The organism is Herminiimonas sp. Marseille-P9896 (genome assembly GCF_903993245.1).
Classification (GTDB): Bacteria; Pseudomonadota; Gammaproteobacteria; order Burkholderiales; family Burkholderiaceae_D; genus Oxalicibacterium; species Oxalicibacterium contaminans.
This window is the reverse complement of the sequence record NZ_CAJEVT010000001.1, coordinates 686,290-710,701: the sequence shown is the minus strand read 5'-3', so window position 1 is coordinate 710,701 and position 24,412 is coordinate 686,290. Positions and strand designations below refer to the sequence as shown.

25 protein-coding genes are annotated in these 24,412 nt (G+C 54.2%); 17 read left to right on the top strand and 8 right to left on the bottom strand.

Annotated elements, in window-relative coordinates:
* Positions 1 to 135: 135 nt before the first annotated feature.
* Together slmA and H7U06_RS03460 are read right to left on the bottom strand one after the other, a co-directional pair.
* Positions 136 to 711, bottom strand: coding sequence for a nucleoid occlusion factor SlmA (gene slmA / locus H7U06_RS03465; protein WP_175624788.1), 576 nt, complete (start codon positions 709 to 711; stop codon positions 136 to 138).
* 54 nt (positions 712 to 765) lie between these two features.
* Positions 766 to 1,491, bottom strand: a complete 726-nt coding sequence (locus H7U06_RS03460; protein ID WP_175624787.1) for a pyrimidine 5'-nucleotidase — start codon at positions 1,489 to 1,491, stop codon at positions 766 to 768.
* Positions 1,492 to 1,545: 54 nt separating this feature from the next.
* Between H7U06_RS03460 and H7U06_RS03455 the strand changes: the two genes are divergently transcribed.
* Positions 1,546 to 2,484, top strand: coding sequence for a TraB/GumN family protein (locus tag H7U06_RS03455; protein ID WP_175624786.1), 939 nt, complete (start codon positions 1,546 to 1,548; stop codon positions 2,482 to 2,484).
* Between the two features lie 237 nt (positions 2,485 to 2,721).
* A complete protein-coding gene (locus H7U06_RS03450; RefSeq protein WP_175624785.1) occupies positions 2,722 to 4,398 on the top strand; it encodes a bifunctional diguanylate cyclase/phosphodiesterase in 1,677 nt (558 codons plus the stop codon).
* A 67-nt stretch (positions 4,399 to 4,465) separates the two neighbouring features.
* On the opposite strand, the gene argB is transcribed toward H7U06_RS03450, so the two are convergent.
* Complete coding sequence (argB, locus tag H7U06_RS03445; RefSeq protein ID WP_175624784.1) at positions 4,466 to 5,359, bottom strand: acetylglutamate kinase; 894 nt, start codon at positions 5,357 to 5,359, stop codon at positions 4,466 to 4,468.
* A 230-nt stretch (positions 5,360 to 5,589) separates the two neighbouring features.
* Here argB and H7U06_RS03440 point away from each other — a divergent pair, with 230 nt between their 5' ends.
* The gene (locus H7U06_RS03440; protein ID WP_175624783.1) at positions 5,590 to 5,805 is read left to right on the top strand and encodes a cysteine-rich CWC family protein; all 216 of its coding nucleotides are present in this window, start codon (positions 5,590 to 5,592) and stop codon (positions 5,803 to 5,805) included.
* Positions 5,806 to 5,813: 8 nt separating this feature from the next.
* Here the strand turns inward: H7U06_RS03440 and H7U06_RS03435 are convergent, their stop codons facing one another.
* The 3 genes from H7U06_RS03435 to H7U06_RS03425 are packed head-to-tail and all read right to left on the bottom strand — an operon-like array spanning position 5,814 to position 8,109.
* Positions 5,814 to 6,539 (bottom strand): SPOR domain-containing protein, encoded by a 726-nt coding sequence (locus tag H7U06_RS03435; protein ID WP_175624782.1) that lies wholly within the window; start codon positions 6,537 to 6,539, stop codon positions 5,814 to 5,816.
* A complete protein-coding gene (locus H7U06_RS03430; RefSeq protein ID WP_175624781.1) occupies positions 6,533 to 7,315 on the bottom strand; it encodes a type III pantothenate kinase in 783 nt (260 codons plus the stop codon). The genes H7U06_RS03435 and H7U06_RS03430 overlap by 7 nt, the downstream gene beginning before the upstream one ends.
* Before the next feature lie 2 nt (positions 7,316 to 7,317).
* The gene (locus tag H7U06_RS03425) at positions 7,318 to 8,109 is read right to left on the bottom strand and encodes a biotin--[acetyl-CoA-carboxylase] ligase (RefSeq protein WP_175624780.1); all 792 of its coding nucleotides are present in this window, start codon (positions 8,107 to 8,109) and stop codon (positions 7,318 to 7,320) included.
* Between the two features lie 107 nt (positions 8,110 to 8,216).
* Between H7U06_RS03425 and H7U06_RS03420 the strand changes: the two genes are divergently transcribed.
* The 13 genes from H7U06_RS03420 (at position 8,217) to H7U06_RS03360 (ending at position 19,765) form a co-directional block, all read left to right on the top strand.
* On the top strand, positions 8,217 to 9,350 hold the full coding sequence (locus H7U06_RS03420) for an ABC transporter permease (protein ID WP_175625203.1): 1,134 nt from the start codon (positions 8,217 to 8,219) through the stop codon (positions 9,348 to 9,350).
* Positions 9,350 to 10,213 carry an ABC transporter ATP-binding protein gene (locus H7U06_RS03415; RefSeq protein ID WP_254873118.1) on the top strand — a complete coding sequence of 288 codons (864 nt, stop codon included), beginning with the start codon at positions 9,350 to 9,352 and terminating at the stop codon, positions 10,211 to 10,213. The genes H7U06_RS03420 and H7U06_RS03415 overlap by 1 nt, the downstream gene beginning before the upstream one ends.
* Positions 10,214 to 10,222: 9 nt before the next feature.
* The gene (locus tag H7U06_RS03410) at positions 10,223 to 11,137 is read left to right on the top strand and encodes an MlaD family protein (RefSeq protein ID WP_175624779.1); all 915 of its coding nucleotides are present in this window, start codon (positions 10,223 to 10,225) and stop codon (positions 11,135 to 11,137) included.
* Positions 11,138 to 11,160: 23 nt separating this feature from the next.
* A complete protein-coding gene (locus tag H7U06_RS03405; RefSeq protein ID WP_175624778.1) occupies positions 11,161 to 11,766 on the top strand; it encodes an ABC-type transport auxiliary lipoprotein family protein in 606 nt (201 codons plus the stop codon).
* On the top strand, positions 11,736 to 12,890 hold the full coding sequence (locus H7U06_RS03400) for a VanZ family protein (RefSeq protein ID WP_175624777.1): 1,155 nt from the start codon (positions 11,736 to 11,738) through the stop codon (positions 12,888 to 12,890). The genes H7U06_RS03405 and H7U06_RS03400 overlap by 31 nt, the downstream gene beginning before the upstream one ends.
* Positions 12,891 to 12,942: 52 nt before the next feature.
* On the top strand, positions 12,943 to 13,263 hold the full coding sequence (locus H7U06_RS03395) for a ferredoxin (RefSeq protein ID WP_175624776.1): 321 nt from the start codon (positions 12,943 to 12,945) through the stop codon (positions 13,261 to 13,263).
* A 61-nt stretch (positions 13,264 to 13,324) separates the two neighbouring features.
* Positions 13,325 to 13,951: an alpha/beta hydrolase gene (locus H7U06_RS03390; RefSeq protein ID WP_175624775.1), complete on the top strand. Its 627-nt coding sequence runs from the start codon at positions 13,325 to 13,327 to the stop codon at positions 13,949 to 13,951.
* Between the two features lie 121 nt (positions 13,952 to 14,072).
* Entirely contained in the window at positions 14,073 to 15,221 is a 1,149-nt protein-coding gene (locus H7U06_RS03385) for a D-alanyl-D-alanine carboxypeptidase family protein (RefSeq protein ID WP_175624774.1), read from the top strand.
* Positions 15,222 to 15,404: 183 nt separating this feature from the next.
* Positions 15,405 to 16,256 carry a D-amino acid aminotransferase gene (locus H7U06_RS03380; protein WP_175624773.1) on the top strand — a complete coding sequence of 284 codons (852 nt, stop codon included), beginning with the start codon at positions 15,405 to 15,407 and terminating at the stop codon, positions 16,254 to 16,256.
* Between the two features lie 58 nt (positions 16,257 to 16,314).
* Entirely contained in the window at positions 16,315 to 16,611 is a 297-nt protein-coding gene (locus tag H7U06_RS03375) for a DUF493 family protein (RefSeq protein WP_175624772.1), read from the top strand.
* A gap of 10 nt (positions 16,612 to 16,621) precedes the next feature.
* A complete protein-coding gene (lipB, locus tag H7U06_RS03370) occupies positions 16,622 to 17,272 on the top strand; it encodes a lipoyl(octanoyl) transferase LipB (RefSeq protein ID WP_175625201.1) in 651 nt (216 codons plus the stop codon).
* A gap of 136 nt (positions 17,273 to 17,408) precedes the next feature.
* Entirely contained in the window at positions 17,409 to 18,404 is a 996-nt protein-coding gene (lipA, locus tag H7U06_RS03365) for a lipoyl synthase (RefSeq protein ID WP_175624771.1), read from the top strand.
* A 59-nt stretch (positions 18,405 to 18,463) separates the two neighbouring features.
* Entirely contained in the window at positions 18,464 to 19,765 is a 1,302-nt protein-coding gene (locus H7U06_RS03360; RefSeq protein ID WP_175624770.1) for an MFS transporter, read from the top strand.
* 3 nt (positions 19,766 to 19,768) lie between these two features.
* Here the strand turns inward: H7U06_RS03360 and H7U06_RS03355 are convergent, their stop codons facing one another.
* Together H7U06_RS03355 and H7U06_RS03350 are read right to left on the bottom strand one after the other, a co-directional pair.
* Positions 19,769 to 21,739, bottom strand: coding sequence for an ATP-dependent endonuclease (locus tag H7U06_RS03355; protein ID WP_175624769.1), 1,971 nt, complete (start codon positions 21,737 to 21,739; stop codon positions 19,769 to 19,771).
* A 35-nt stretch (positions 21,740 to 21,774) separates the two neighbouring features.
* A complete protein-coding gene (locus H7U06_RS03350) occupies positions 21,775 to 23,607 on the bottom strand; it encodes an ABC transporter ATP-binding protein (protein ID WP_175624768.1) in 1,833 nt (610 codons plus the stop codon).
* 166 nt (positions 23,608 to 23,773) lie between these two features.
* Here H7U06_RS03350 and H7U06_RS03345 point away from each other — a divergent pair, with 166 nt between their 5' ends.
* Entirely contained in the window at positions 23,774 to 24,220 is a 447-nt protein-coding gene (locus H7U06_RS03345; protein ID WP_175624767.1) for a CopD family protein, read from the top strand.
* Positions 24,221 to 24,412 lie beyond the last annotated feature (192 nt).

Sequence of the window (24,412 nt, the reverse complement as noted above, 5' to 3'; positions counted from 1 at the left end):
AGGGGCGTGAGTCAGGCCGTGAGTACGCGGCAAGTCGCTATTGTACGACCAAGCGGCTCCGGAGTTTTTCAGACTGCTCTGACGGCACGCCACCTGCCTAGTCGGGAACGATCAAATCAACAGAGTAGCCCGCGATCAGGCCAGCAACATCGCTATCTGTGCCGATGCATGCTCGGACGGGTTTTGCTTGAAGCCGGTTTTGGCATAGCGCTGCCAATGACCGAGCACCGTATTCGCAATCAGGTTGGCACGTACCGCAACCTCGGCTTCATTCGCCTGCCCTTGCGTCGCCGCAATACGCAGTGATTGTTTCAATGCCAGTTCAATACGGTCTATGAATTGATTCATCCGCGTTTGCAGACGTTCGTCTTCGTTCACCAGTGCATCACCTATCATCACACGCGTCATGCCGGGATTGCGTTCGGCGAAGTTGAGCAGCATGAGGACAATGGCCTGCACTTGCGACAAGCCATTCTCCTGTTGCTCGGTAATTTTATTGATGAGGCCGAAGACGGTCGATTCGATAAATTCGATCAGGCCTTCAAACATTTGCGCCTTGCTGGCGAAATGCCGGTACAGCGCTGCCTCGGACACGTCGAGACGTGCCGCCAGTGCTGCCGTGGTAATTTTTTCCCCTTTGGGTTGCTCCAGCATGGTGGCCAATGTCTGGAGTATTTGCAGCTTGCGTTCACCTGGTTTTGTAGTTGCCATAATATTCTTATAAGTAAGTTAGCAATCTAAAACTCATACCGCGGGTAGCCCCCGCTAGCGCAATCGGTGCAACTGCCTGAATAGTTGCCCTACGGATTTTACTTTGACATCGACATAAATTGGGCGTTTTGTGTAGGTGATTGTTGCGCGCTCGCCAGTTGATGCCTGCTTGTTCGAATCGCTGGCCAAATATTGGGTAACCCATGCGGTCGCCATGCCCAGTTCCTTGGCCCCTTTCAGGTGAGCGATGGTGTCCTCTACCAGCACACAGTGGCGCGCACTGATCTTTTCGCGCGCCATCAGTTTACGTAACATTTGTTTCGACGGTTTGGGTCGCAAGCGACCATGTACACGCATCGCTTCGATAGGAATATGCCGGGCAAAATGCTTGTGCAGTCCCAGATGGCGTAATACCTCGCGTGAATAACGACGTGGTGCATTCGTCAGCAATATCTTGCGGCCCGGCAGCCGACGCAGCAAGCGCGCCAGCCCCCGTTCGGCACGTATCATGGTCGGCAAATCATCAAAACGATGTGCTTCACGCAAGAAATCTTCAGGCCGGACCTGATGATGATTTACCATACCGAGCAAAGTCGCACCGTAGCGCTGCCAATACGTCAGGCGCGCAGCATTCACCGCCGCCTCATCCGAAGCGTGTCCGCCCTCATGCAGCACCTGGGCGATGTAGGCATTCATATTCAGATGTATCGCGGGGAAGATCGCATGCGATGCGTTATGCAGCGTGTTATCCAGGTCGAACAGCCAGGTCAGCTTGGGCATCGTCTATATTCGTTTATCTGTATATCGGGTATTTAAAACAATCAAGGGAGTTGCATGCGTCGTACCATCGTTTTTGTTTTCACCTTGTTATTAGGCTTCTTCAATCCCAGCGTACAAGCTGACAACCCTGCCGCAAGTAAAGCCACTGCGGCCGCACAAAAGCACACCATCCCGCAGCGCGGCACGCTGTATCGCGTCACTTATCGCGGCAATACCAGCTATCTGTTCGGCACTGTGCATGTCGGCAAGACTGCATTTTACCCACTCGAACCAGAAGTGACACGCGCCTTCTCCGCCGCCAGGAAACTGGTCATCGAAGTTGACGTCCGTAATACAGAAGCGATGCGCCAGGCCGTTATGCGCCACGGCCTCTATCCGGCCGGACAAACCATTAACCAGCATTTGTCGGCAGATGCCAGCGCCCAATTGCGCCAGGCCTTGCGCCGCTATGGCACACCATTTGAAAGCATCGCGCGCATGAAGCCGTGGATGGTGGCTAATCTCTTGCTGGTGCAGGAAATGGCACGCCAGGGCTTTCCCAGTGAACAAGGTATAGAGCTGCACTTCCTGTCGCTGGCCGAGAAACAAAAGAAAACCGTGCAGGAACTGGAGACAGCGGATTACCAGTTGTCACTGTTCGACAGCATGAACGATGCCGAACAAGAGGAGTACTTGGTAGAGAACCTGACTGAATTGGCCAACGGTGCTGCCATGCAAAAAGCACTGGATCTGATCACAGCCTGGCAAAGCGCCGATGCGAAGGCGCTGGATGCTGCCCTGCTGGAGATGCAAAAAGGTGAAAACGCCTCGGATCGCTTCCTGCAGAAGGTCTTGCTGGATCAGCGTAATCCGGCCATGGCGCAACAGGTAGAAGCCTTACTCAAGACCGACAAAACCAGCTTCGTCGCGGTGGGTGCATTGCATTTGCTGGGAGCCAAAGGCGTGCCCGGCTTGCTGCAACAACGTGGCTACACGGTACAAAAACTGTATTAAAACCACCTGTTCCGGGCGCTGCACTGCCCTATTTTTCGCAAAAACATTTCAAAAAGGAAATATTATTTGCGCATTTTTTTTCGCCATGGCAAGATGCATTTAAGAAATCGCCCATGAAAAAAGACGCATAAATTGGCTTCTCGCTATACCCGGGCAGCCATATCGCCATATCGTTTTGTGAGCGCCATCTAGCAAACTGAAGTACCAAGCTGATGTTGCCTCACAAAGGAATGTCTGATGAACACTACGCGATTGTTTGAATGGCTAGGCGTGCATATCCGTGCAATACGGATCATCATGGTGCCCATCCTCATCATCGCCGTCTGTGGTGTCTATGCGCTGGTATATGCAACCGGCGGCATCAAATTCGTTTACTCCCATTCGATGTACCTGCCCATCATGCTGGCAGGTTTTGTTTTTGGCATGCGCGGCGGCCTGGTAGTGGGCCTGATCGGCGGCATCGCACTGGGCCCCTTCATGCCCATCGATGTCATCACCGGCGAACAGCAAGCCATGCTCAACTGGCTCTACCGCACCGGATTTTTCATGCTGGTCGGATTTGCCTGCGGCGTCGCCAGTGACAGCGTCAGGTCTTACCTGAAACATTTGAAATGGATAGCGCGGCACGATCCGGCTACGCAGCTGCCTAACCGCAGCGCCTTACTCGGCGCATTGGCGCAACTGCCCAAAGTCAAAAGCAATGCCAACCTGCATATGCTGGTAGTGGTCTCACTGCAAAATGCGATGGAGCTGAAGTCAGCATTTGGCTTTGACGTCATCAAGGAAGTCGCACAACAATCGGCGGCCCGCTACACCTACATCTTGCAGGACAAAGTACAGGTCTACCGTATCGACCCAGAGCAGTTAGGCATCCTGATCCGGGATCGGGATGCCCAAACCATCAAGCTCCTGCTCGCAGATTTAGTCAGGGGCGCGCGACAACCCTACCAGTTCAACGACATCCCCATCCACGCCGACTCCCGTCTCGGCTACGCCACCTTCAGCAAGATCACGCAGTCACCCGATTTTTATCTGCAAAGAGCGGAATCAGCATTGATCTCCGCCGATGAAGAAGCACTGGATTGTGTCGCCTACAGTCCGGAAACCAGCAACTTCGCAAAAGAAAACCTTTCTATACTCGGCAGTCTGATGAGCGCCATCAAGGAAGGCCAGCTCTCGCTGCATTACCAGCCCAAGATTTGCATACGCACCGGCGAAATACACAGTGTCGAAGCGCTGATGCGCTGGAATCATCCGGAACGCGGCAACATCCCTCCCGGCATTTTCATTCCACGCGCAGAACAAAGTACGCTGATCAACCTGATCACCGAGTTCGCGCTGGAGCAGGCGATGAAACAAATCGTGGCGTGGCGTCAGCAAGGCATACACCTGCCGATAGCGGTCAACATCTCACCACGCAATTTATTGCAGCCCGGCTTCTCCGATCTGGTGCTGTCCTTGTTGCAGCGCTATGAAGTCAGTGGTCAGTCACTGGAGCTGGAAGTCACGGAAGGTGCGCTGATGCACGACATCGCACGCACTATAGTAGAACTGAGCCGTCTTGCCGATGCCAAGATCACGATTTCGATAGACGATTTCGGCACAGGTTACTCGTCGCTGCAATATTTGCATCAACTGCCGATTTCACTGATCAAGATAGACCAGTCTTTCGTACGTCGGCTGCCGGATGACAAAGGTGCTGTACACATTGTTGAAGCTGCGGTTACGCTGGCGCACAAGATGGGCATGCAAACCATAGCCGAAGGCGTGGAAGAAGAAAATGCCTACAAATTACTGTCTGACCTCGGCTGCGATATCGCGCAAGGTTTTATGATTTCGCGCCCGCTACCGGCAGCGGAATTTGAAAAGTGGCATGCGCAGTACCAGGCCGATGTTTTATCGCTACCGGCATAAGCGTTGAGAAAATAAAAAAAGCGTAAGGACCTGAAGTCCTTACGCTTTTTTATTGAATTGAATCTGATCAGTGCGAGCGGATCATGGTGCCGAACGCTTGTTCGGTCAACACTTCCAGCAGCAGCGAATGTTCGATACGACCATCGATGATGTGCACGGTATTGACGCCGGACTTGGCCGCATCCAGTGCCGATGAAATTTTAGGCAGCATGCCACCGGAGATGGTGCCGTCTTCAAACATCTCATCAATCTCGCGTGCCGACAAATCGGTCAGCAAATTGCCTTGCTTGTCTTGTACGCCAGCGATGTTTGTCATCATGATCAGCTTTTCAGCTTTCAGGATTTCAGCGATCTTGCCCGCAACCACGTCGGCATTGATGTTGTATGCCTGACCATCATCACCGAAACCGATAGGCGAAATGATAGGAATGAAAGCGTCGTCCTGCAGCGCTTTGACAACCGCAGGATTGATCGCTTCGATGTCGCCGACAAAACCGATGTCGAGGAATTCACCCGGATGTTCCTTGTCCGGCATTTGCATTTTCTTGGCACGGATCAAACCGCCATCTTTGCCGGTCAGGCCGACAGCCTGGCCACCGTAGTGGTTGATCAGCATCACGATGTCTTGCTGCACTTCACCGCCCAGCACCCATTCCACGACTTCCATGGTTTCTTCATCGGTAATGCGCATGCCTTGCACGAAGGTGCCTTGCTTGCCGATCTTCTTCAGCGCGTTATCGATTTGCGGACCGCCGCCGTGCACCACGACCGGGTTCATGCCGACCAGTTTCAATAAAATCACGTCGCGCGCAAAGCCATGCTTCAGGCGCTCTTCGGTCATGGCATTGCCGCCGTATTTAACGACAATGGTCTTGCCGTGAAATTTGCGGATATACGGCAGCGCCTCGGCCAGAATTTGCGCCTGTATTTGTGGCGAAACTACAGTAAGATCAGCGTTCATATCGGTCAAGTTGGGTAGTAGTGGTTCTGAAAAAAGGATGACCGCGATTTTACAGCGAATGCCAATTCATTTCTTGGCTCTTTGCCGGAAATGCCACGAATATTCAGTCCCTGTCTTGCCCAAACGACAAAACCACCGCAGATGCAGCCCGTTTGCCCGCCTGTAACAGCCGTCACGGCTGCCGTGCGATTTGTCGACAAGCAATATCAAAAAATGAAAACGGAAGAAAAATGAGTAGTTGTTCACAATGCGGCGCCACTTTCTCCTGTGGCATGGTGGACACGACAAGCGCTCAAGCCTGCTGGTGCACCGCCCTGCCGACAGCACCCAAAGGCGAGATAATGCGTGACGCGAGTGGCAAGGCCAAAACCTGCATGTGCCAGAATTGCCTGTCTGCGCTGCGGGCGCGCCGACTGGCCGCCGCCAGCTCAGCACCTAAGACTTAACCCGGCGCTCAGGTACAGGCACGTGCTTCCTGGCGTGGGAAGGTCGTGCGTATCTTGTCCAGGTTCGCCTTGGTCGCTGCGTCTATACGACGGAACTGGAACGCGACTTTAGGTGCGCTTAGGTGATGCGGCCCGACCTTGGCGCTACGCACACCTTTTTGATTCAGCGCCGCCAGATGATTGCGCGCCGCTTCTTCCGATTTAAAAATTCCCAGCGAAATACCCCACTGCAAAGCCGTGTGTTCAGTAATGACAAAGAAATCATCGACACCCAGGCGCTTCAGCTCACCGCCTTTTTTATCCGCAGTTTCCTTGTTGGCGAGAGGCGGGATATAGACGATAAAACGCGCATTTTCCTGTATCTGGCGACGCGACAAGCGCTCACCCAAAGCCAAGCTAGTCAGCTTCGCTTCAAAATTCTTCGCTTCAGCGGCATCAAAATTACCGATCTCGGTGCAGGCCAGTACTTCAACCGGTTTCTCTACCGGCTTTTCCGCTGGTTTCTCTACCGTTTGCGGAATCTTCTCCGGTTCGACCGCAGCTACTTTTTCCGCCTTCCCGGCTTCGGCTTTTTCTTTATCCAGCGGCACCAGTTTCAGCAAGTCTGGATTCAGTTGCTGCTTCAGGCGCAAAGGATCGTGGCTGGGCGGGATCAGGCTATTCAGATAGCCATGCTCAAACGCGTACAAGCCGCCGTTGATCACCAACAATAAGCCGAACAGGATTTTTAGCATGGGGAAGTATGTTGTAACGCTACTGTATGCAAACCGATTAAAACCAGATTATCGACGCGTGTGTAATCTATAGTGAGCTGCGGTGCAATCAAGTCTGCCGCACCGCCTGCCAGTATGCAAGGAATCGGCAGATTCGGATATGCCCGCATTTGCGCCGCCACCGCACGCTCTATCGCGCCCGCCTGCGCCGCCAGGCAACCGCTGACGATGGCGGCATCGGTGTTGTCGGCAAACGGTTGCGTCAAAGTACTTTGCAATGCGACTTGCGGCAACTGCGCAGTATTTCTGGCCAGCGACGAGGCCATCAAACCCAGCCCCGGCAAAATCATGCCGCCTATGAATTCACCGTCTGCACTCAAGGCATCAACCGTGGTCGCAGTACCGCAAGTGGCAACCACCAGCGGCCCGTCAGGGAACAAGGCATGCGCACCTATTGCAGCAGCAAAGCGGTCTGCACCTAGTTGCGTCGGATTCAGGTAACGGTTCTTCACCCCACCCAGCTCCGCCGCCGAAGCAAACCATTCCAGTGCCACCGGTTTGGTACCCAGCGTATGCAATACCGCGCGCTCCAGCTCACCGCGCAATTCATGCCCGGCCACATTCGACAACATCACGCGACCTATACTGAAACCACGCCAGGCCTCGATCAGGCTGCCAGCTTCGGCGCGCGCCACGCTGCCATGCTGCAGCCATTTGCCTGGCGTCTGCTCAGGCGCGGAACGATCGACCAGCGCCCATTTAATCCGCGTATTTCCTGCATCGACCAATAAGAGCATCGTTATTCCTCCCTGATCCGCAACGATACATCGCCTGCGGCTATCGTGATGCGTCCTTGTGTCGTATCCAGCAGCAAGCGTCCGCTGGCGTCTACTCCGGCCGCCAAGCCGCTATGCAGCACCTGGCCCTGATCAAGGATATTAACCGTCTGCCCGGCATATGCATCCAGCGCATTCCACGCCTCGACAAAAGCGGCAAATCCTTGTTGTTCAAACACTGGCAAGGCTTGTGCAAAGCCATCCAGCAAGATGGCCATAACGTGCTCAGGTTCACGCGCCAGCTCGGTTGCAGCCACGACCGCACGACCGGCTTGCACACTCAGTTCAGCCGCCTGCGCAATATTAATCCCGACACCGATCACCGCCCATGTGGCAGCCTGTCCCGATTTGTCGACAACCGTTTCGATCAGGATGCCAGCCAGCTTGCCCTCATCCTTCAATACATCATTAGGCCACTTCAGGCGTGCATCGACGCCATAGTTACGCAAGGCTTCAGCGATCACGACACCAACCGCCAACGGCAAACCCAGCAAGCCCTGCAGCGGCAAATTGAATTTCCAGGCCAGTGAAAAAGTCAGCGCCGAACCGGGCGGAGTGTGCCAGGCGCGACCAGCGCGCCCCTTGCCCGCTGTTTGCAACTGCGTCCATAACAGGGTTGGTTGCTGCAAATGGAGCGCACGTGCCAGCAAGTCGGCATTGGTGGACCCGGTCTCCGCCACGATCTCCAGCGCGATGCCTTGCGCCGCGGGTGCGCACAGGCTGGCCAGTCGTTGTGGTGTGGGGAGTGCAGTCATGTGCGCATTGTAACGGGATGCTTGCCCCGGCGAAACTGATGCCCATGCAAATCTACGGCTGAAGTGCTGGCGTGACGCAAATTGCAATCTCCCTTACACTTGCCTGCATGCATAACTACGCGTTGCCCACCCTGAGCTACACGCAGAACGACCAGGCCACTGTCATTGCAGCAGGCTCATGGCAGGTGCGTGCGCTGGCCGATCCGGCGCAGCCAGGGGTGATGGAGAAGATCAGCGCCACGCTGCGTGGGGTACGCAAAGTAGATGAGACGCACTGGAATCTGTCACAGATAGAAGCGCTCGATTACATCGGTGCGCAACTACTGTGGAATGCCTGGGGCAAGAAACGTCCGGCCCGACTCACACTGGCACCGCAGCATGAAACCTTCTTCCAGCGGCTGGAACAAACCGGCACCCTGCAGGTAAAGAAAGCACCACAACACCGCTGGTACACCCTCTCCGCCTATCTGCAATTCAAAATGCGCATGGTCGATCATGTGCTCGGCTTCATCACGCTGATAGGCCAACTGGTGATGGACCTGGGACGCTTCCTGCGCCTGCCGCAACGCGGCCCGTGGAAGGAAATATCGGCCAATATTTTTCATACCGGTTATCAGGCGCTGGGCATTACTGCGCTGGTCGGCTTCCTGATCGGGGTCGTGCTGTCTTATTTGTCGGCACAACAATTGCATCAATTCGGCGGTGATATTTTCCTCGTAAACATCCTCGGCATGAGCGTGATCCGCGAACTCGGCCCTTTGCTGGCAGCCATCCTGGTGGCCGGTCGCTCCGGCTCGTCGATTACCGCGCAGCTAGGCGTCATGCGCGTCACCGAAGAACTGGATGCGATGCTGGTCATGGGCTTGCCGCATGGCTACCGCCTCATCATGCCCAAGGTGATCGCACTGGCGATCTCGATGCCATTGCTGGTGGTCTGGACCGATGCGATGGCTTTGCTGGGCGGCATGGTGGCGGCAAATGCTGAGTTAGGACTGTCCTTCAAATATTTTTTACGTGAATTGCCGGATGCCGTACCGCTGGCCAATTACTGGATAGGTTTGGGTAAGGGCGTGGTCTTCGGCAGCCTGATAGCTTTAGTGGCCTGTCACTTCGGCTTGCGCATCAAACCCAATACCGAAAGCCTGGGCGCGGGCACGACGATCTCGGTAGTGACCGCGATTACCGTTGTCATCCTGGCCGATGCGGTGTTTGCGATCGTCTTTAGCGGAGTGGGATTCTGATGCTGCCCGAAATCGATCCCAATCTGGCCGCCTGCACGGATGACCATGTAGATAATCCGCAATCGATTATAGAAATCGATAATCTGAGCACACGTTTCGGCGATGTGGTGGTGCACGAAAACCTGAGCCTGAAAATTAACCAGGGTGAAATCGTTTCACTGGTAGGTGGATCAGGCTCCGGTAAAACCGTGCTGCTGCGCCAGATGCTGGGACTGAATCAGCCAGCCAGCGGCACTGTGCGCGTATTTGGTGAAGACATTAATCGCATCAGTGCAGAGCATCTGCAGCAATTACGCAATCGCTGGGGTATGCTGTTCCAGCAAGGTGCATTGTTCTCGGCGCTGACAGTTTTTGATAATGTCGCGCAACCTATGCGCGAATTGCGCGTCCTACCCAGACAATTGATACGCGATGCAGCTTTGCTGAAGCTGCAAATGGCGGGTATAGGTCCTGAACATGCACTGAAGATGCCGTCCGATTTATCCGGCGGCATGATCAAGCGGGTTGCGCTGGCACGTGCATTGGCGCTGGAGCCGGAACTATTGTTCTTGGATGAGCCTACCGCCGGACTGGATCCAAACGCATCAGAAAGCTTCGTCAACCTGATACGTGAATTGCGCGACGAGATGCACCTGACCGTGGTTATGGTGACCCATGATCTCGATACCTTGTTTGCGTTGTCCTCACGGGTAGCAGTATTGGCAGACAAACACATCATTGCCTATTGCAGGCCGGATAAGGTGGTCGAGTTCAAGCATCCGTTTATCGAAACATTTTTCCGCGGTGAACGCGGACAGCGCGCATTTGAAGCACTACCCGAAAAACCGGGGCCGAACCAGGGAGGAGAGCCGTCATCACTCTAAAGATCAATTATGGAAAATAAAGCGCATGCATTAATGGCCGGTATTTTCACGATCGTCCTGTTGGTCGCCGCGGTGCTGATTGCACTCTGGTTCAATCGTGATCGCGTCGAACGCGTACCTTATGAAATCGCCACCACGCTGTCCGTGCCGGGACTGAATCCGCAGGCCGGGGTCCGCTATCGCGGGCTGGATGTCGGCCGCGTCGATGCGGTTTTGTTCGACCCGCAAAAACCGGGGCAAATCCTGATCCGTTTCAGCGTCTCCAAAGACACGCCGATTACGCATTCCACTTTTGCCACGCTCAGCTATCAGGGCGTGACCGGTCTCGCTTACGTACAGCTGGATGACGATGGCTCGCAACCAGAGCTGCTGCCTTCGTCGAAAAACAAAGTGGCACGCATCACCTTGCGCGCCAGCCTGCTCGACACACTGCAACTACGTGGCCTGGCGATCCTGAAGCAAACCGAAGAACTGGCATCCAAGGTCAATGGGATGTTGTCTGAAGAAAACCAGAAAACCATACTCGGTGCATTCAGCGATGTCAGTGCCGCCGCTAACAAGATAGAAAAAATCCCGCAACAGCTGCAACCGACGCTGGATAAACTACCCGCCCTCGCCAACAAAGCCGATAGCGCGCTCAACTCGATCAACCGTTTCTCCGATGAAGCGTCGCAAATCACGAGCAAGCTGAACGCAACCGGTGGCCCGATAGACAGCTTCAGCGATACCATAGGCAAGGTTGGCTCTGCTGCTTCGACAGTCGAGTATCAGGCGTCGCCATTGATAGATGAAACCCGTACTTCGATGCGCTCACTGAATCGCGCACTGGAATCATTTAATCAGCGACCACAAGGCATACTGTTTGGCCCCGGCCGGATACAACCCGGCCCAGGTGAAGCCGGCTTCAGTGCGCCAGCACCATAAGATCACTGCCAAGGATAGCCAAGATGACGATCGCTCGCAGACTACTGATAACACTTGCACTGGCAAGCAGCGCCGTGCTCGCTGGTTGTGTTGGTAATACATCCGCACCGGCACTGTATGACCTCGGCCCGCTTAAAGCACAGGCGACGCAGAACGCGAACCTGCCAGCCATCAGCGTTGCCGATGTGGTAGCGCCTAGCTGGCTGGACACGCCGATGATGTTTTACCGTCTCAATTACGCCAACGGCCAGCAACCACGCCCGTATGCAGGCAGCCAGTGGGCGATGCCACCAGCCGAATTGCTCGAGCAAAGATTGAAAACACGCTTGTCGCAAGCAGGCGGCATCGTGGTTCCGGCGGATAATGGCGCAGCGAACTTGCCGATACTGCGTATAGAGCTCGATGATTTTTCCCAGTCATTTGATAGCGCGCAGCACAGTACGATATCGATCGCAATGCGCGCGTCATTGTTTGACGGCCGCAATTTGCGTGCGCAAAAAATGTTTAGTCGACAGCTGCCAACTGCGAGCGCAGATGCACAAGGCGGCGCAGCAGCACTGGCAGCAGCCAGCGATGACATCATTAATGAAATAGCAGCATGGTTATCAACAGTAGCGACGAAAAAATAATCCCGGCACCAGCGCCACTACCGCAAGCATCGACGTTTTCACGCGGTGGCTTGCTGGCTTATCTATTCCTGATTGTTTATGCGAGCCTGTTTCCATTCACTGGCTGGCAGGACGTCGGCATCCCGCTGCAAACTTACTTCCTGGCGACCATCCCGCCGCGTTACTGGACCGGATTTGACCTGCTGACCAATATCCTCGGTTATATTCCGCTCGGCATCCTGGCGGTGTATGCGCTGTATCCGCAGGTACGCCGCTTTGGTGCGTTATTGCTCGCCACTCTGCTCGGCATCGTCTTGTCTGGTGCGATGGAAGCAACCCAAGCTTATTTACCCAGCCGCGTTGCCTCCAACCTGGATTTACTGACCAATAGTTGCGGTGCATTAATCGGCGCCATCATAGGTGTCGCCAGCAGCCACCTGGTACTGGAGCGTAGCCGCCTGCGCCATATCCGGCAGCGCTGGTTCACGGCAGAAGCCAGCCGTGGCCTGACTATTTTTGCACTTTGGCCGCTGGCACAAATTTATCCGCAAAGTTATTTATTCGGCCAGGGTCAGCTCTTCCCTATCCTGTCCGACTGGTTATCGGAATGGCTCGCCACGCCTATCGACCTCGGTAGCTTCTTGCGCAATGGCGTACAACTTACAGTCGAACAGTACTGGCTGACCGAAGCCATCATTACCGCCTGTGGTGTTGCCGGAGCCTTGCTGGCGCTCGCCTGCATGCTGCGCGACAAGGCACCGCGTGTCGTCCTCTTGCTACTCCTGTTGCTGGCAGCACTCGCGGTCAAAGGACTGGCTACCGCTATCTTCTTTAGTCCGGATGCGGCCTTTGCCTGGATGACGCCAGGTGCGCAAGGCGGCTTGCTGCTGGGACTGGCGCTGCTGACCGGCCTGGCTTTCCTGTCGCGTACCCATCAGCGACGCGCTGCGGTCGGCTTATTGATCGCAGGCCTGATAGTCGTCAACATCGCGCCGGCCAATCCTTACTTCATTGCCACACTGGAAACCTGGGTACAGGGCAAATTCCTCAACTTCAACGGTGCTGCGCAATTCCTGTCACTGTTCTGGCCATTTGCCGCCTTGTGGTTCCTGCTGCATTCCAGCCATCGCGTGAAGCGAAAATGACACGGGTGTATCATCTGGGTCTTTAATGCAGATCACGCCTCATATCCCCCTCATGTCTGAAAACAAACAGTTTTTTGGCCAGCATCTATTCATTTGCATGAATCAGCGCGACGATGGTCGCGAGTGCTGCGCCGAACGCGGCGCGCATGCCGCACAAAAGCACCTGAAGGCACGCGTCAAGGAGCTGGGCCTGAGCCGCAGCGGTGAAGTTCGCGTCAACCAGTCCGGTTGCCTCGGTCGCTGTGAAGAAGGCCCGGTCATCGTGATCTATCCGCAAGGCACCTGGTACACCTATGTCGACAATGAAGACCTTGATGAAATCATCGACGTCCATCTGGTTGGCGGCAAAGTTGTTGAACGTCTGAAAATCTGAAACCCGGCATGCTGCGCACGATCTGCGCGGCTGCCTCCATCCCATTCATACGCTATACGTCATGAACGCACAAACACAATACTTCACGCTGGACGGCATCGCCGGTACGCTGGAATGCGCCCTCGACCTGCCAGCCACGGATACCCCACGCGGCTTCGCGCTGGTCGCCCATCCGCACCCGCTGTATGGCGGCACCATGGATAACAAAGTCGTGCACACGCTGGTGCGCTCGTTCGTCACACTCGGCTATGCCGCCTTCCGCATGAATTTCCGCGGCGTCGGTGCATCCGGCGGCGTACACGATGGTGGCGCAGGTGAAACCGACGACATGGCGCAACTGTTAGCGTATGCACAAGAAAAATATCCGGAACTGCCATTTGCGCTGTCCGGTTTTTCTTTCGGCACCTTCGTCCAGGCGCAATTGCAAAAACGCCTGGAAGAACAAGGCCGCTCCGCCGAGCGCCTGGTACTGGTCGGCACCGCCGCCGGCAAATGGCCGCTGCCTACGGTTCCGGCCGGGACTATCCTGATCCACGGCGAGCAGGATGAAACCATCCCGCTAACCAATGTATTTGAATGGGCACGTCCGCAAGACCTGCCTGTATTGGTGGTTCCAGGCTGCGATCACTTTTTTAATCGCAAACTGCAACATATCAAGAATCACGTTGTCGAAGTGTGGCCGCGCTAAGCTGCCGCATTGATAAACATTCATCTTGCGTGATCGATCTGCAGCACGCGCAGCGCTATAATCCGATAACTTTTCCAAATCGAAGCCCGCATTTGTACGCGGGCATCCACCACAGAGTCCAATGAAAAAATTACTTGCGGCTATCGCTGCTACCGTCCTATCGCTTTCCTCCGCTTTTGCCCAAAGTGTTCCGTCGCCTACCATTGCCGCCAAATCGTGGTTACTGCTGGATGCAACCAGCAACCAGGTACTGGCATCGAATGAACCTGATATGCGTATCGAACCGGCATCGCTGACCAAACTGATGACTGCGTATGTAGCCTTCACCGCAATCCAGGACAAAAAGCTGGACCTGAACCAAATGATCACGATTTCCACCAACGCGTGGAAAGTCGATCCGAGCAGCTCGAAAATGTTTATCGAACCGCGCGTACCAGTCAAAGTAAATGACTTGCTGTACGGCCTGATCGTGCAATCCGGCAATGACGCTGCGGTAGCAATCGCCGAAGCAGTTGCCGGTACCGAAGATGCCTTCGTCGCGCTGATGAACCGCGAAGCCGAACGCATGGGCATGAAGTCCACCCACTTCGCCAACCCGCACGGCCTGCCTAGCGCCAGCAACTACTCGACCGCACGTGACCTGTCGGTACTGGCGTCGCACCTGATCAACGATCACCCTGAGTTCTACAAGATTTATTCGACCAAAGAATATACCTACAACAACATCAAGCAACCTAACCGCAACCGCCTGCTGTGGCTGGATCCAACCGTAGACGGCATGAAAACCGGTTACACCCAGGGCGCCGGTTACTGCCTGATCTCGACCGCCAAACGTCCTAACGGCACCGGCGAACGCCGCCTGATCTCGGTCGTACTCGGCACCATTTCCGACCAGGCTCGTGCCCAGGAAAGCCAAAAACTGCTGAACTGGGGTTTCCTCAACTTCGACACCGTCAAGCTGTACGCGAAAAACGAGCCTATCGCCACTCCAAACGTTTGGAAAGGCACACAAAACACCGTCAAGATCGGCTTCACCCGCGACGTCTATGTGACCGTCCCTAAAGGCGTCGCCAACTCGATGAAACCAGTACTGGCACGCAAGGATCCACTGGTTGCACCTATCGACAAAAACAGCCAGGTCGGCACCATCAAGGTCATGTCGGCTGACGGCAAAGTGGTTTCCGAATTGCCTGTCCTGGCGCTGGAACAAGTCGGCCAGGCTGGCCTCTTCGGTCGCGCACTGGACTCGATCCGCTTGTGGGTGCATTAATCCACTGATGCTTACGCGGCGTGAGGCCTGATCCTCACGTCACAATAACGGCAGGCTCAACTTCGGTTGACTCTGCCGTTTTTGTTTGGCGCAAGCATGCCGTCCGTCAACATCTGTAGGCAAGGCACCGCCGGTCCGGGGTTTGTGCCAGAATTGGGTTCTCCCCACTGAAGGAATGGTGACATGGACCACGATCCCCTCGTCTACCTGAACGGCAGTATGACCCATCTCTCCGAAGCCAAAATATCTGTCTTGGACCGGGGCTTTATTTTTGGCGACGGCATCTACGAAGTCATACCCATTTACGCCCGCAAACCATTCCGGCCACAACAACACCTGGCGCGGCTGTCCCGCGGCCTGGCCGCCATCGGCATCAACAACCCGCATACCGAAGAGGAGTGGCTGGCGCTAGTCACGCGCGTAGCGACAGCGGCAAGCACGCCGGATCAGCTGGCGTATATACAGGTGACGCGCGGTGTAGCGAAACGTGCGCATGCCTTCCCGAATGTGGAATTGACGCCTACGGTATTCATCATGGCGAATCCGCTCACACCTCCATCCGAGCAGGTACGCACCCATGGCGTGGCTTGTGTCTCGATGGAAGACAAACGCTGGCTACATTGCGAAATCAAATCCATCTCGCTGCTGGGCAACGTGCTGGCGGCGCAAAATGCAGCGGAACACGATGCCAATGAATCCATCCAGTTCCGCGATGGTTTTTTGACCGAAGGATCGGCCTCCAATGTCTGGATAGTCAGACAAGGTATACTGTCGGGTCCGCCCAGGGATAATTTGATCCTGGAAGGCATACGTTACGGCTTGATGGAGGAGCTATGCGCGGCGAACAATATTCCGTTCGAGTCGCGCCGCATCAGCCGCGATGAAGTATTTACCGCTGACGAAGTACTCTTGTCGTCGGCATCCAAGGAAGTCTTGCCTGTCATCTCCATAGACGGCCAGGCCATAGCAAACGGGCAACCCGGCCCCATTTATAAACAACTATACAAGGCATATCAGGATGCCAAATTTGCCTGAAATGCAGTCCGACAACACTATGTTGCTGGAACAAATGACAACTTAAAAGTAGCCCACTATGACAGAACCAAGCAAACCAACTGATGCAGTCGATCCGATGGAAAACCTGATCGAGTATCCAAGCGACTTCCCTATCAAAGTCATGGGCCTGACGCACGATCAATTCGTCCCGACCATTATCGAAGTCGTCACCATCCACGATCCGGAATTCCACGAAGGCCGCGTCGCGCAACGCCCTTCTTCAGCCGGCAACTATCTGTCGCTGACGATTACCGTGCGCGCCACCAGCCGCGAGCAACTCGACAATCTGTATCGCGCCCTGTCGTCGCACCCTATGGTGAAGTACGTCCTGTAATCCCGTGGACCTGTCCGTGCCACACCAACCCTTGGTCCTGCAACGCGGGCTGGAGGATTACGCCACCACCTTTGCCGCCATGCGTGCATTCACCGATGCGCGTACGGTGGCGACCGCCGACGAACTGTGGATAGTCGAGCACCCGCCCGTCTTCACCCTCGGACTGGCCGCCGACCCCTCACATGTGCTGGACCCGCACGACATCCCTGTCGTCGAAACCGACCGTGGCGGCGAAGTCACTTATCACGGCCCGGGTCAGGTTGTTATCTATTTGCTACTGGATTTGCGCCGTCACAAGGCCGATGCCCGCCTCTTTGCCAGGGAACTGGTGAATAAAATCGAACAGGCTGTGATCGATACGCTGGCGGCGTATAATCTTGCCTGCGAGCGCAAACCCGGCGCGCCCGGCATCTATATGTCGGACGGACCGGCACAAGGCGCCAAAATCGCTGCACTGGGCCTGAAGATACGTGGCAACGGTTGCACGTATCACGGCGTCTCGCTGAATGTTGCGATGGATCTGACCCCGTTTACCTGGATCAATCCCTGCGGTTATGAAGACCTGGCTACCATCGATATGCAAAGCCTGGGCGCGCAGGCAACATTATCTGAAGTGCAAAACGCACTGGCAGACAGATTAAGCAAAAGCCTGTCGCGTTAGACCGGCAGCAACACCGCATTACCCGTAGCACCATTATTTTTATCGTGGCAATGACGAACGTCGGCGCCACGCGTCCTTAGCCAGCACTGTTACCCGGCGCTGACATAAGGGCGACTGACATAAAGCGACCAGCCTGATGACTACCGAGACAAATCCAGCCGTAACGCCTGCATACAACCCTAGCGAAAAGCAAAAGGGCGCCGCCAAAACCGTACGTATCCCGATCAAGGTGATACCGATGGAGCGCCTGCCCAAGCCCGACTGGATACGTGTCAAAGCTGCTTCGCCATCCACCCGCTTCTACGAAATCAAAGACATCCTGCGTGCCAACAACCTCGTCACCGTGTGCGAGGAAGCCAGCTGCCCTAACATCGGCGAATGCTTCGGCAAAGGCACTGCAACCTTCATGATCATGGGTGACAAGTGCACCCGTCGCTGCCCGTTCTGCGATGTCGGCCACGGCCGCCCGGACCCGCTCGACGTCAATGAACCAGAGAACCTGGCCAAGACCATCGCTGCGCTGCGCCTGAATTACGTGGTGATTACATCCGTCGATCGTGACGACTTGCGCGACGGCGGTGCCGGTCACTTTGCCGAATGCATACGCCGGGTACGCGAACTGTCGCCGAACACCCGTATTGAAATCCTGGTACCTGACTTCCGCGGTCGCATGGATCGTGCGCTGGAAATCCTGAATGCAGCACCACCGGATGTGATGAACCACAATCTGGAAACCGCACCGCGCCTGTACAAGGAAGCGCGTCCAGGTTCCGATTACGAATACTCGCTGAACCTGTTGAAACGCTTCAAGGCGCAGCATCCAAACACACCTACCAAATCCGGCATCATGGTCGGCCTCGGCGAGACCGATGAAGAAGTGCTGCAAGTCATGCGCGACATGCGCGCCCACGATGTCGACATGCTCACCATCGGCCAGTATCTGATGCCTAGCGGCGACCACTTGCCAGTGCGCCGTTACGTGCACCCTGACACCTTCAAAATGTATGAAGAAGAAGCCTACAAAATGGGCTTCGCACACGCAGCTGTCGGCGCGATGGTACGCAGCTCTTACCATGCCGATCAGCAGGCACATGGCGTGACCACCGCACTCAACGATGTCGTTAACAAGTAAATCGAAATAACTCAGCAACCCGCAACGCGGTTAAATATCAGGGAAGAAGGAAAGTAACAATGAATGACCGTAACGCGGGTAGCGAAAAGAAAAATTCGCCGGCTACCGTTTTATTCGCCAGTCTGATCGGCACCACCATCGAATTTTTCGATTTCTACATCTACGCCACTGCAGCAGTCCTGGTTTTTCCCACCCTCTTCTTCCCTTCATCGAATCCCACCGCCGGTATGCTGCAATCGCTGGCAACCTTCGCGATCGCTTTCTTTGCCCGCCCGGTCGGCTCCGCCGTGTTCGGTCACTACGGTGATCGCATAGGCCGCAAGGCAACGCTGGTCGCCGCTTTACTGACCATGGGTATCTCTACCGTGGTGATCGGCTTGCTGCCGACCTATGAAGCAATCGGCACGCTCGCTCCGCTGCTGCTGGCTTTGTGTCGTTTCGGCCAGGGCCTGGGCCTGGGTGGTGAATGGGGTGGTGCAGTCTTGCTTGCAACTGAAAACGCACCACCGGGCAAAATCGCCTGGTATGGCTGCTTCCCGCAACTGGGCGCACCACTCGGCTTCTTCCTCTCCGGCGGTATCTTCCTGTTGCTGAGTGAAACCCTGACCAATGAACAATTCTTCAGCTACGGTTGGCGCATTCCTTTCATCGCCAGTGCGGTGCTGGTACTGGTCGGCTTGTATGTGCGCCTGAAAATTACAGAGACACCCGTGTTCCAGAAGGTGATCGATAAAAACGAACGCGTCAAAGTGCCTATCGCCACCATCTTCAGCGAACACAGCCGCCTGCTGGTACTCGGCACTATCATCGCTACCGCGACCTTTGTATTGTTCTACCTGATGACCGTATTTGCGCTGAGCTGGGGTACCACCGGCCTGGGTTACACCCGCAAGGAATTCCTCATCCTGCAATTGTTTGCGGTTGTCTTCTTCGCGCTGACCATCCCGATCTCTGCGCTGCTGGCAGATAAATATGGCCGTCGCATCACCATGATCCTGGTCTCGATCGCCATCGTACTGTTCGGCTTCCTGATCGCGCCTATGTTCGTCGCCAATGATGCGATCGGCGTCACCATGTTCCTGTCGCTCGGCCTGGCGCTGATGGGCATGACCTACGGCCCGCTCGGCACTATGTTGTCGGAACTGTTCCCGACTGAAATCCGTTATACCGGCGTCTCGCTCACCTTCAATCTCGGTGGTATCGTCGGTGCATCGCTGGCACCGTATGCCGCGACCTGGCTGGCGACCAATTATGGTTTGCACTACGTCGGTTACTACTTGTCGGGTGCAACCGTGCTGACACTGTTGGCCTTGCTGCTGGTAGGCAAGCAAAATGAAACTATCAACAATCCCCTTCGATAAAGGTCATCCTCTACTTATCCCACATACTTGAAAAATATCGTCAACTCTCTTTTTATTTTTATAGGAAACCATAAAAATGCGACGTAGTACGTTATAGATTTCAGGTGGCAGTGAAGCAAAATCTAAATGCTCCGCAATAAGTGCCCGTATAAACGGTTGTTTTTTTGCTCCATCTGAAGCTTTCCCCGTTTCTACCTTTGACCCCAATCTTCTCGCCAACTCAATATGACTACCGTCCGTTGATATCTGTGCAATCGACAATGCAGTTTTAATTGATTTAATCGCCGCGTTGGATGCCTGATTAAACAATGCCCACTCGAAATCGCAAGAAAACAAATACCCGTCATGCGTAGCCAACACCTCATTCGCCGAAGTTACGCTCGCCACCGTTCTCACATTAGCTGCCCACTGCTCGTCACCGAAGTCAATAATCGTTTGCACCTGCTGTGGCTCCAAATGAAAACCACACTCCTTCTCCAATCGCAAGACCGGCCGCTCCCCATTCATAACTGCAGCATCTCCATCCATAATCCAGAGGCAATCAAAAGGATGCTCTGTACCGCGTTTATACGATTTCACTAACTTCAACCAAGGCGCATAAAAAGTACAGCCTCCTGTAGCTTGAAATACGAGCCCCGAAAGATCCGCACATACAGTCGCTTTATTCTTAATTCGGCGCAACAACGTATTAAAAAATGCTTTGTCTCCCTCTCCCTCAATTAATACTACAGTTCTAGCAAAAAAAAGTTCTGAACTTGCCGTGGTCATTAATGACGTATTAATCGAAGCTCTATTTTCAACAACTTTAATAGGCGAAAAATGCTTTTGATTTCTGACCAATACAATTTCTTCATACTTAGCTTCATCCAAGATGATAGGAGAGTGCGTGGTTAAAATGGCTGCATGCACTTTTTGGATTAACGCACGACGTAGAAACTGCATAAACTGCCGCTGAGCAGACGGATGTAAAAATGCCTCAGGCTCTTCCACAATAACTATGACACTCTTATGCGTCGTGCTTTTTAGCAATGCCTCTATCGTCAAATTTATATCTATCAAACTTTGAAGACCGTTACCCACTTCACCGGGCAAAACTTTGAGTGCGTCATGATCTCCGGTCGACAAATACACAAACATCGACTTTTCTATCAATGAATAAATGTCTCTTGGAAACAGTTCTACACGTACCTCACTACTTTTAAGCATTGATGCAAGTGGACTATCGTTAGAACGAGAAAGCTCCCCCTTATGAGCCTCGACAATTTTTTGTATTTTACTAATGGCTTCTTTAGCAAGCCTATATTCGATAGGAGCACCACCTTGCCTGCTATGGGCCATCTTTTTTTCTAATTGATTCTTTACTTCGCGTGTCGCCTTCTGGGTAAATTCTGACGACGTAGAGTCTCGGACAGGGGGAAGGACGACTAACTCAACTTCTTGTTTTAACAAATCAAAAAGTCGTTGAGCCATTCGATCATGCGTTTCATTTTTTTTAGGCGCCCCTATATTAAGACGACAATTTCCTAGAGAGCCAATGGCCAATCTCAAATCAACAATATCGTTTTTCGTCACATTAAATCGACGCGCCACCCTCCCATCCAAAAACTGGACCGCTATAGTCAACCGACGCGCCTTGTGCATAGCGTTATTCGCCGGATACCAAAACTCATAATCCTCTTCATTTAAAATTCGCTCGCCATTCCAAAATTCAGAAGGAATTTGCATTGCACGTTCGAGCATCTTTAATAATGAACTTTTACCTTCGTTATTTTCACCTACTAAAATCGTCAGCTTATTAAAAGATAGAGTTGTACGGTTATATCCGCGCAAATTATCCACGGAAATTGAATCGATAACTACCATTGGTTCCCCTATTTTTATACTTTGCGAAAGCGCACTTAGCCTATTTAATTTTTTAATTTTCCAAAACTCTGGATCGGCAAACTTGCAACATTGAACACTGAATGAAATCACGCACTCAATGTCTTCGATAACTACCCAATAGTACTCTATACATCTTCTTCACCGAGGAAGCCACCGCTCTGATGCGCCCACAGGCGCGCATACAAACCATTGCGTTCCAGCAGTTCACGATGCGTGCCTTCCTCCGCAATACGGCCTTTATCCAGCACGATCAATCGGTCCATCGCCGCGATAGTCGACAAGCGATGCGCAATCGCGACCACGGTTTTGCCTTCCATCAGTTGATACAAGCTGGTCTGGATCGCTGCTTCCGCTTCGGAATCGAGCGCACTGGTCGCCTCATCCAGCAACAGGATAGGCGCATCCTTCAGCATCACGCGTGCAATGGCTATGCGCTGACGCTGGCCACCGGATAACTTCACACCACGCTCACCAACGTGCGCATCGTAACCGGTGCGACCTTTGGCATCGCTCAGGGTCAGGATGAAGTCATGTGCTTCTGCGCGTTTGGCGGCAGCGATCATTTGTTCATCCGTGGCATCGGGACGGCCATACAGGATGTTGTCGCGTACCGAGCGATGCAACAGCGAAGTATCCTGCGTCACCATGCCAACTTGTGCACGCAAGCTGGTTTGCGTCACATGCGCGATATCCTGACCGTCTATCAGGATCCTGCCCTGCTCGATATCGTAAAAGCGCAGCAAGAGATTCACGATGGTGGACTTGCCCGCACCGGAGCGACCAACCAGGCCGACCTTCTCACCCGGACGTATCGTCAGGTCCAGCTTCTCTATCACCGAGCGCGTACCGCCATAAGCAAAGCCGACACCTTCAAACACCAGCTCACCTTTATCTACCTGCAAGGGCAATGCATCCGGTGCATCGACCACAGTGTGCGCACGCGACAAGGTATTGATGCCGTCCTGCACGGTGCCGACCTGCTCAAACAGGCTGGCCATTTCCCACATCACCCAATGCGAAATACCGTTCAGGCGCAAAGCCATCGCAGTTGCCGCTGCGACCGCTCCTATGCCGACCTGTCCGAGTGTCCATAACCACAGCGCCACACCTGCAGTGCTCAGGATCAGCAACATGCTCAAAGCATGGTTGACGATTTCAAAGCCGCTGACCAGGCGCATCTGGTTATGCACCGCCCCCAGGAATTCCTGCATCGCATTGCGCGCATAGCTGGCTTCACGTCCCGCATGTGAAAACAGTTTTACCGTACCGATGTTGGTATACGCATCGGTGATACGTCCGGTCATCAGCGAACGCGCATCAGCCTGGCGTCGTGACACCTTGCTCAGACGCGGCACGAAGTAACGTAGGGCAACGCCATACAAGGCAGCCCAGGTCATGAAAGGTGCCAGCATCCACAGATCGAAGGTACCGACCACACTCACCAGCGTGACGAAGTAAATCAGTACGAATACCAGGATGTCGCCCATGATCATGCAGACGTCGCGCACTGCGAGCGCGGTCTGCATCACCTTGGCCGCGACACGACCGGCAAATTCATCCTGATAAAACCCCATGCTCTGGTTCAGCATCAGGCGATGGAAGTTCCAGCGCAGCTGCATAGGGAAGTTGCCTGCCAGCGCCTGGTGCTTGAACAAGGTTTGCAAGGCGACCAGGATCACGCTGAGTATCAGCACCCCGGCCAGCATCAGCAGGCTCTGGCGCTCCTGCGTCCACAACAGTGCAGGCTGCACTTTGCTAAGCCAGTCAACAATGCGTCCCATCATCGCAAACAGCAGCGCTTCAAACACGCCGATAGCAGCCGTCAACAAAGTCATGGCCGCGATATAACGGCGCGCGCCTTTGGTACAGGCCCAGACAAAGGCAATAAATCCATTTGGTGGTGTAGCAGGGACTTCTTCCTGATACGGGTGCAACATTTTTTCAAACCAGACAAACATTCACTTCTCCAAATTAGCCGGATAGCCGCCACGCTCAGGCAATCCGGTCTGTGACAGCCACCACGCTCACAACGCGCGTGCGACGATCTTCATGCAATTTTCTTTGTATTCCGCCGACCTTCGGCTACCCTATGGCTCTCTTATCCATTTCCCCAGAGGACGCCCCATGATCATTGCGAAATTCCTACACATCCTCGGCTTCACGGTCTGGGTCGGCGGCATGTTTTTCGCGCACAATGCTTTGCGCCCGACTGCAGCCACCGTGCTGGAACCACCGCAACGCCTGACTTTGCTGTCAGGTGTGTTCAGCAAATTCTTCGTCTGGGTCTGGATCTCGGTCGCACTGATACTCGGTAGCGGGCTGTATATGATGGCCCTGATGGGCAAACCACCGCTTTATGTCACCTTGATGTCGGTCATCGGCATCGTCATGATGCTGATTTTCGGCCACATCTTTTTCGCACCTTACCGTCGCCTGCTGCGCGCTGTTGCAGCGCAGGAATGGAAAGCTGGCGGCGCCGCGATGGCGACTATCCGCAAACTGGTGGGAATCAACTTGATACTCGGGTTGGTGACGATCGTCATCGGTACGCTGGGACCGCTGCTGCGATAAATAACTCAGTCCGCGCATGGAATGTTTCTGAAACAGAAGTATTCCATGCCGTACAGCATACATGAATTGTCATTTTCGCGAACGATGCCGCTTTGCGAACAGTAAACTCCCCCGCCACACCGCAAAAAATAAGGCACTCACCTCAATTTTAAAAAGTTGCAGGCGAGCATACAAAGCAAGTCTGTTATTATT

What these genes read in the sequence shown, in the direction of transcription:
- slmA (WP_175624788.1), bottom strand. Translation starts at nt 711, where the DNA reads ATGGCAACTACAAAACCAGGTGAACGCAAGCTGCAAATACTCCAGACA.
- H7U06_RS03460 (WP_175624787.1), bottom strand. Translation starts at nt 1,491, where the DNA reads ATGCCCAAGCTGACCTGGCTGTTCGACCTGGATAACACGCTGCATAAC.
- H7U06_RS03455 (WP_175624786.1), top strand. Translation starts at nt 1,546, where the DNA reads ATGCGTCGTACCATCGTTTTTGTTTTCACCTTGTTATTAGGCTTCTTC.
- H7U06_RS03450 (WP_175624785.1), top strand. Translation starts at nt 2,722, where the DNA reads ATGAACACTACGCGATTGTTTGAATGGCTAGGCGTGCATATCCGTGCA.
- argB (WP_175624784.1), bottom strand. Translation starts at nt 5,359, where the DNA reads ATGAACGCTGATCTTACTGTAGTTTCGCCACAAATACAGGCGCAAATT.
- H7U06_RS03440 (WP_175624783.1), top strand. Translation starts at nt 5,590, where the DNA reads ATGAGTAGTTGTTCACAATGCGGCGCCACTTTCTCCTGTGGCATGGTG.
- H7U06_RS03435 (WP_175624782.1), bottom strand. Translation starts at nt 6,539, where the DNA reads ATGCTAAAAATCCTGTTCGGCTTATTGTTGGTGATCAACGGCGGCTTG.
- H7U06_RS03430 (WP_175624781.1), bottom strand. Translation starts at nt 7,315, where the DNA reads ATGCTCTTATTGGTCGATGCAGGAAATACGCGGATTAAATGGGCGCTG.
- H7U06_RS03425 (WP_175624780.1), bottom strand. Translation starts at nt 8,109, where the DNA reads ATGACTGCACTCCCCACACCACAACGACTGGCCAGCCTGTGCGCACCC.
- H7U06_RS03420 (WP_175625203.1), top strand. Translation starts at nt 8,217, where the DNA reads ATGCATAACTACGCGTTGCCCACCCTGAGCTACACGCAGAACGACCAG.
- H7U06_RS03415 (WP_254873118.1), top strand. Translation starts at nt 9,350, where the DNA reads ATGCTGCCCGAAATCGATCCCAATCTGGCCGCCTGCACGGATGACCAT.
- H7U06_RS03410 (WP_175624779.1), top strand. Translation starts at nt 10,223, where the DNA reads ATGGAAAATAAAGCGCATGCATTAATGGCCGGTATTTTCACGATCGTC.
- H7U06_RS03405 (WP_175624778.1), top strand. Translation starts at nt 11,161, where the DNA reads ATGACGATCGCTCGCAGACTACTGATAACACTTGCACTGGCAAGCAGC.
- H7U06_RS03400 (WP_175624777.1), top strand. Translation starts at nt 11,736, where the DNA reads ATGGTTATCAACAGTAGCGACGAAAAAATAATCCCGGCACCAGCGCCA.
- H7U06_RS03395 (WP_175624776.1), top strand. Translation starts at nt 12,943, where the DNA reads ATGTCTGAAAACAAACAGTTTTTTGGCCAGCATCTATTCATTTGCATG.
- H7U06_RS03390 (WP_175624775.1), top strand. Translation starts at nt 13,325, where the DNA reads ATGAACGCACAAACACAATACTTCACGCTGGACGGCATCGCCGGTACG.
- H7U06_RS03385 (WP_175624774.1), top strand. Translation starts at nt 14,073, where the DNA reads ATGAAAAAATTACTTGCGGCTATCGCTGCTACCGTCCTATCGCTTTCC.
- H7U06_RS03380 (WP_175624773.1), top strand. Translation starts at nt 15,405, where the DNA reads ATGGACCACGATCCCCTCGTCTACCTGAACGGCAGTATGACCCATCTC.
- H7U06_RS03375 (WP_175624772.1), top strand. Translation starts at nt 16,315, where the DNA reads ATGACAGAACCAAGCAAACCAACTGATGCAGTCGATCCGATGGAAAAC.
- lipA (WP_175624771.1), top strand. Translation starts at nt 17,409, where the DNA reads ATGACTACCGAGACAAATCCAGCCGTAACGCCTGCATACAACCCTAGC.
- H7U06_RS03360 (WP_175624770.1), top strand. Translation starts at nt 18,464, where the DNA reads ATGAATGACCGTAACGCGGGTAGCGAAAAGAAAAATTCGCCGGCTACC.
- H7U06_RS03350 (WP_175624768.1), bottom strand. Translation starts at nt 23,607, where the DNA reads ATGTTTGTCTGGTTTGAAAAAATGTTGCACCCGTATCAGGAAGAAGTC.
- H7U06_RS03345 (WP_175624767.1), top strand. Translation starts at nt 23,774, where the DNA reads ATGATCATTGCGAAATTCCTACACATCCTCGGCTTCACGGTCTGGGTC.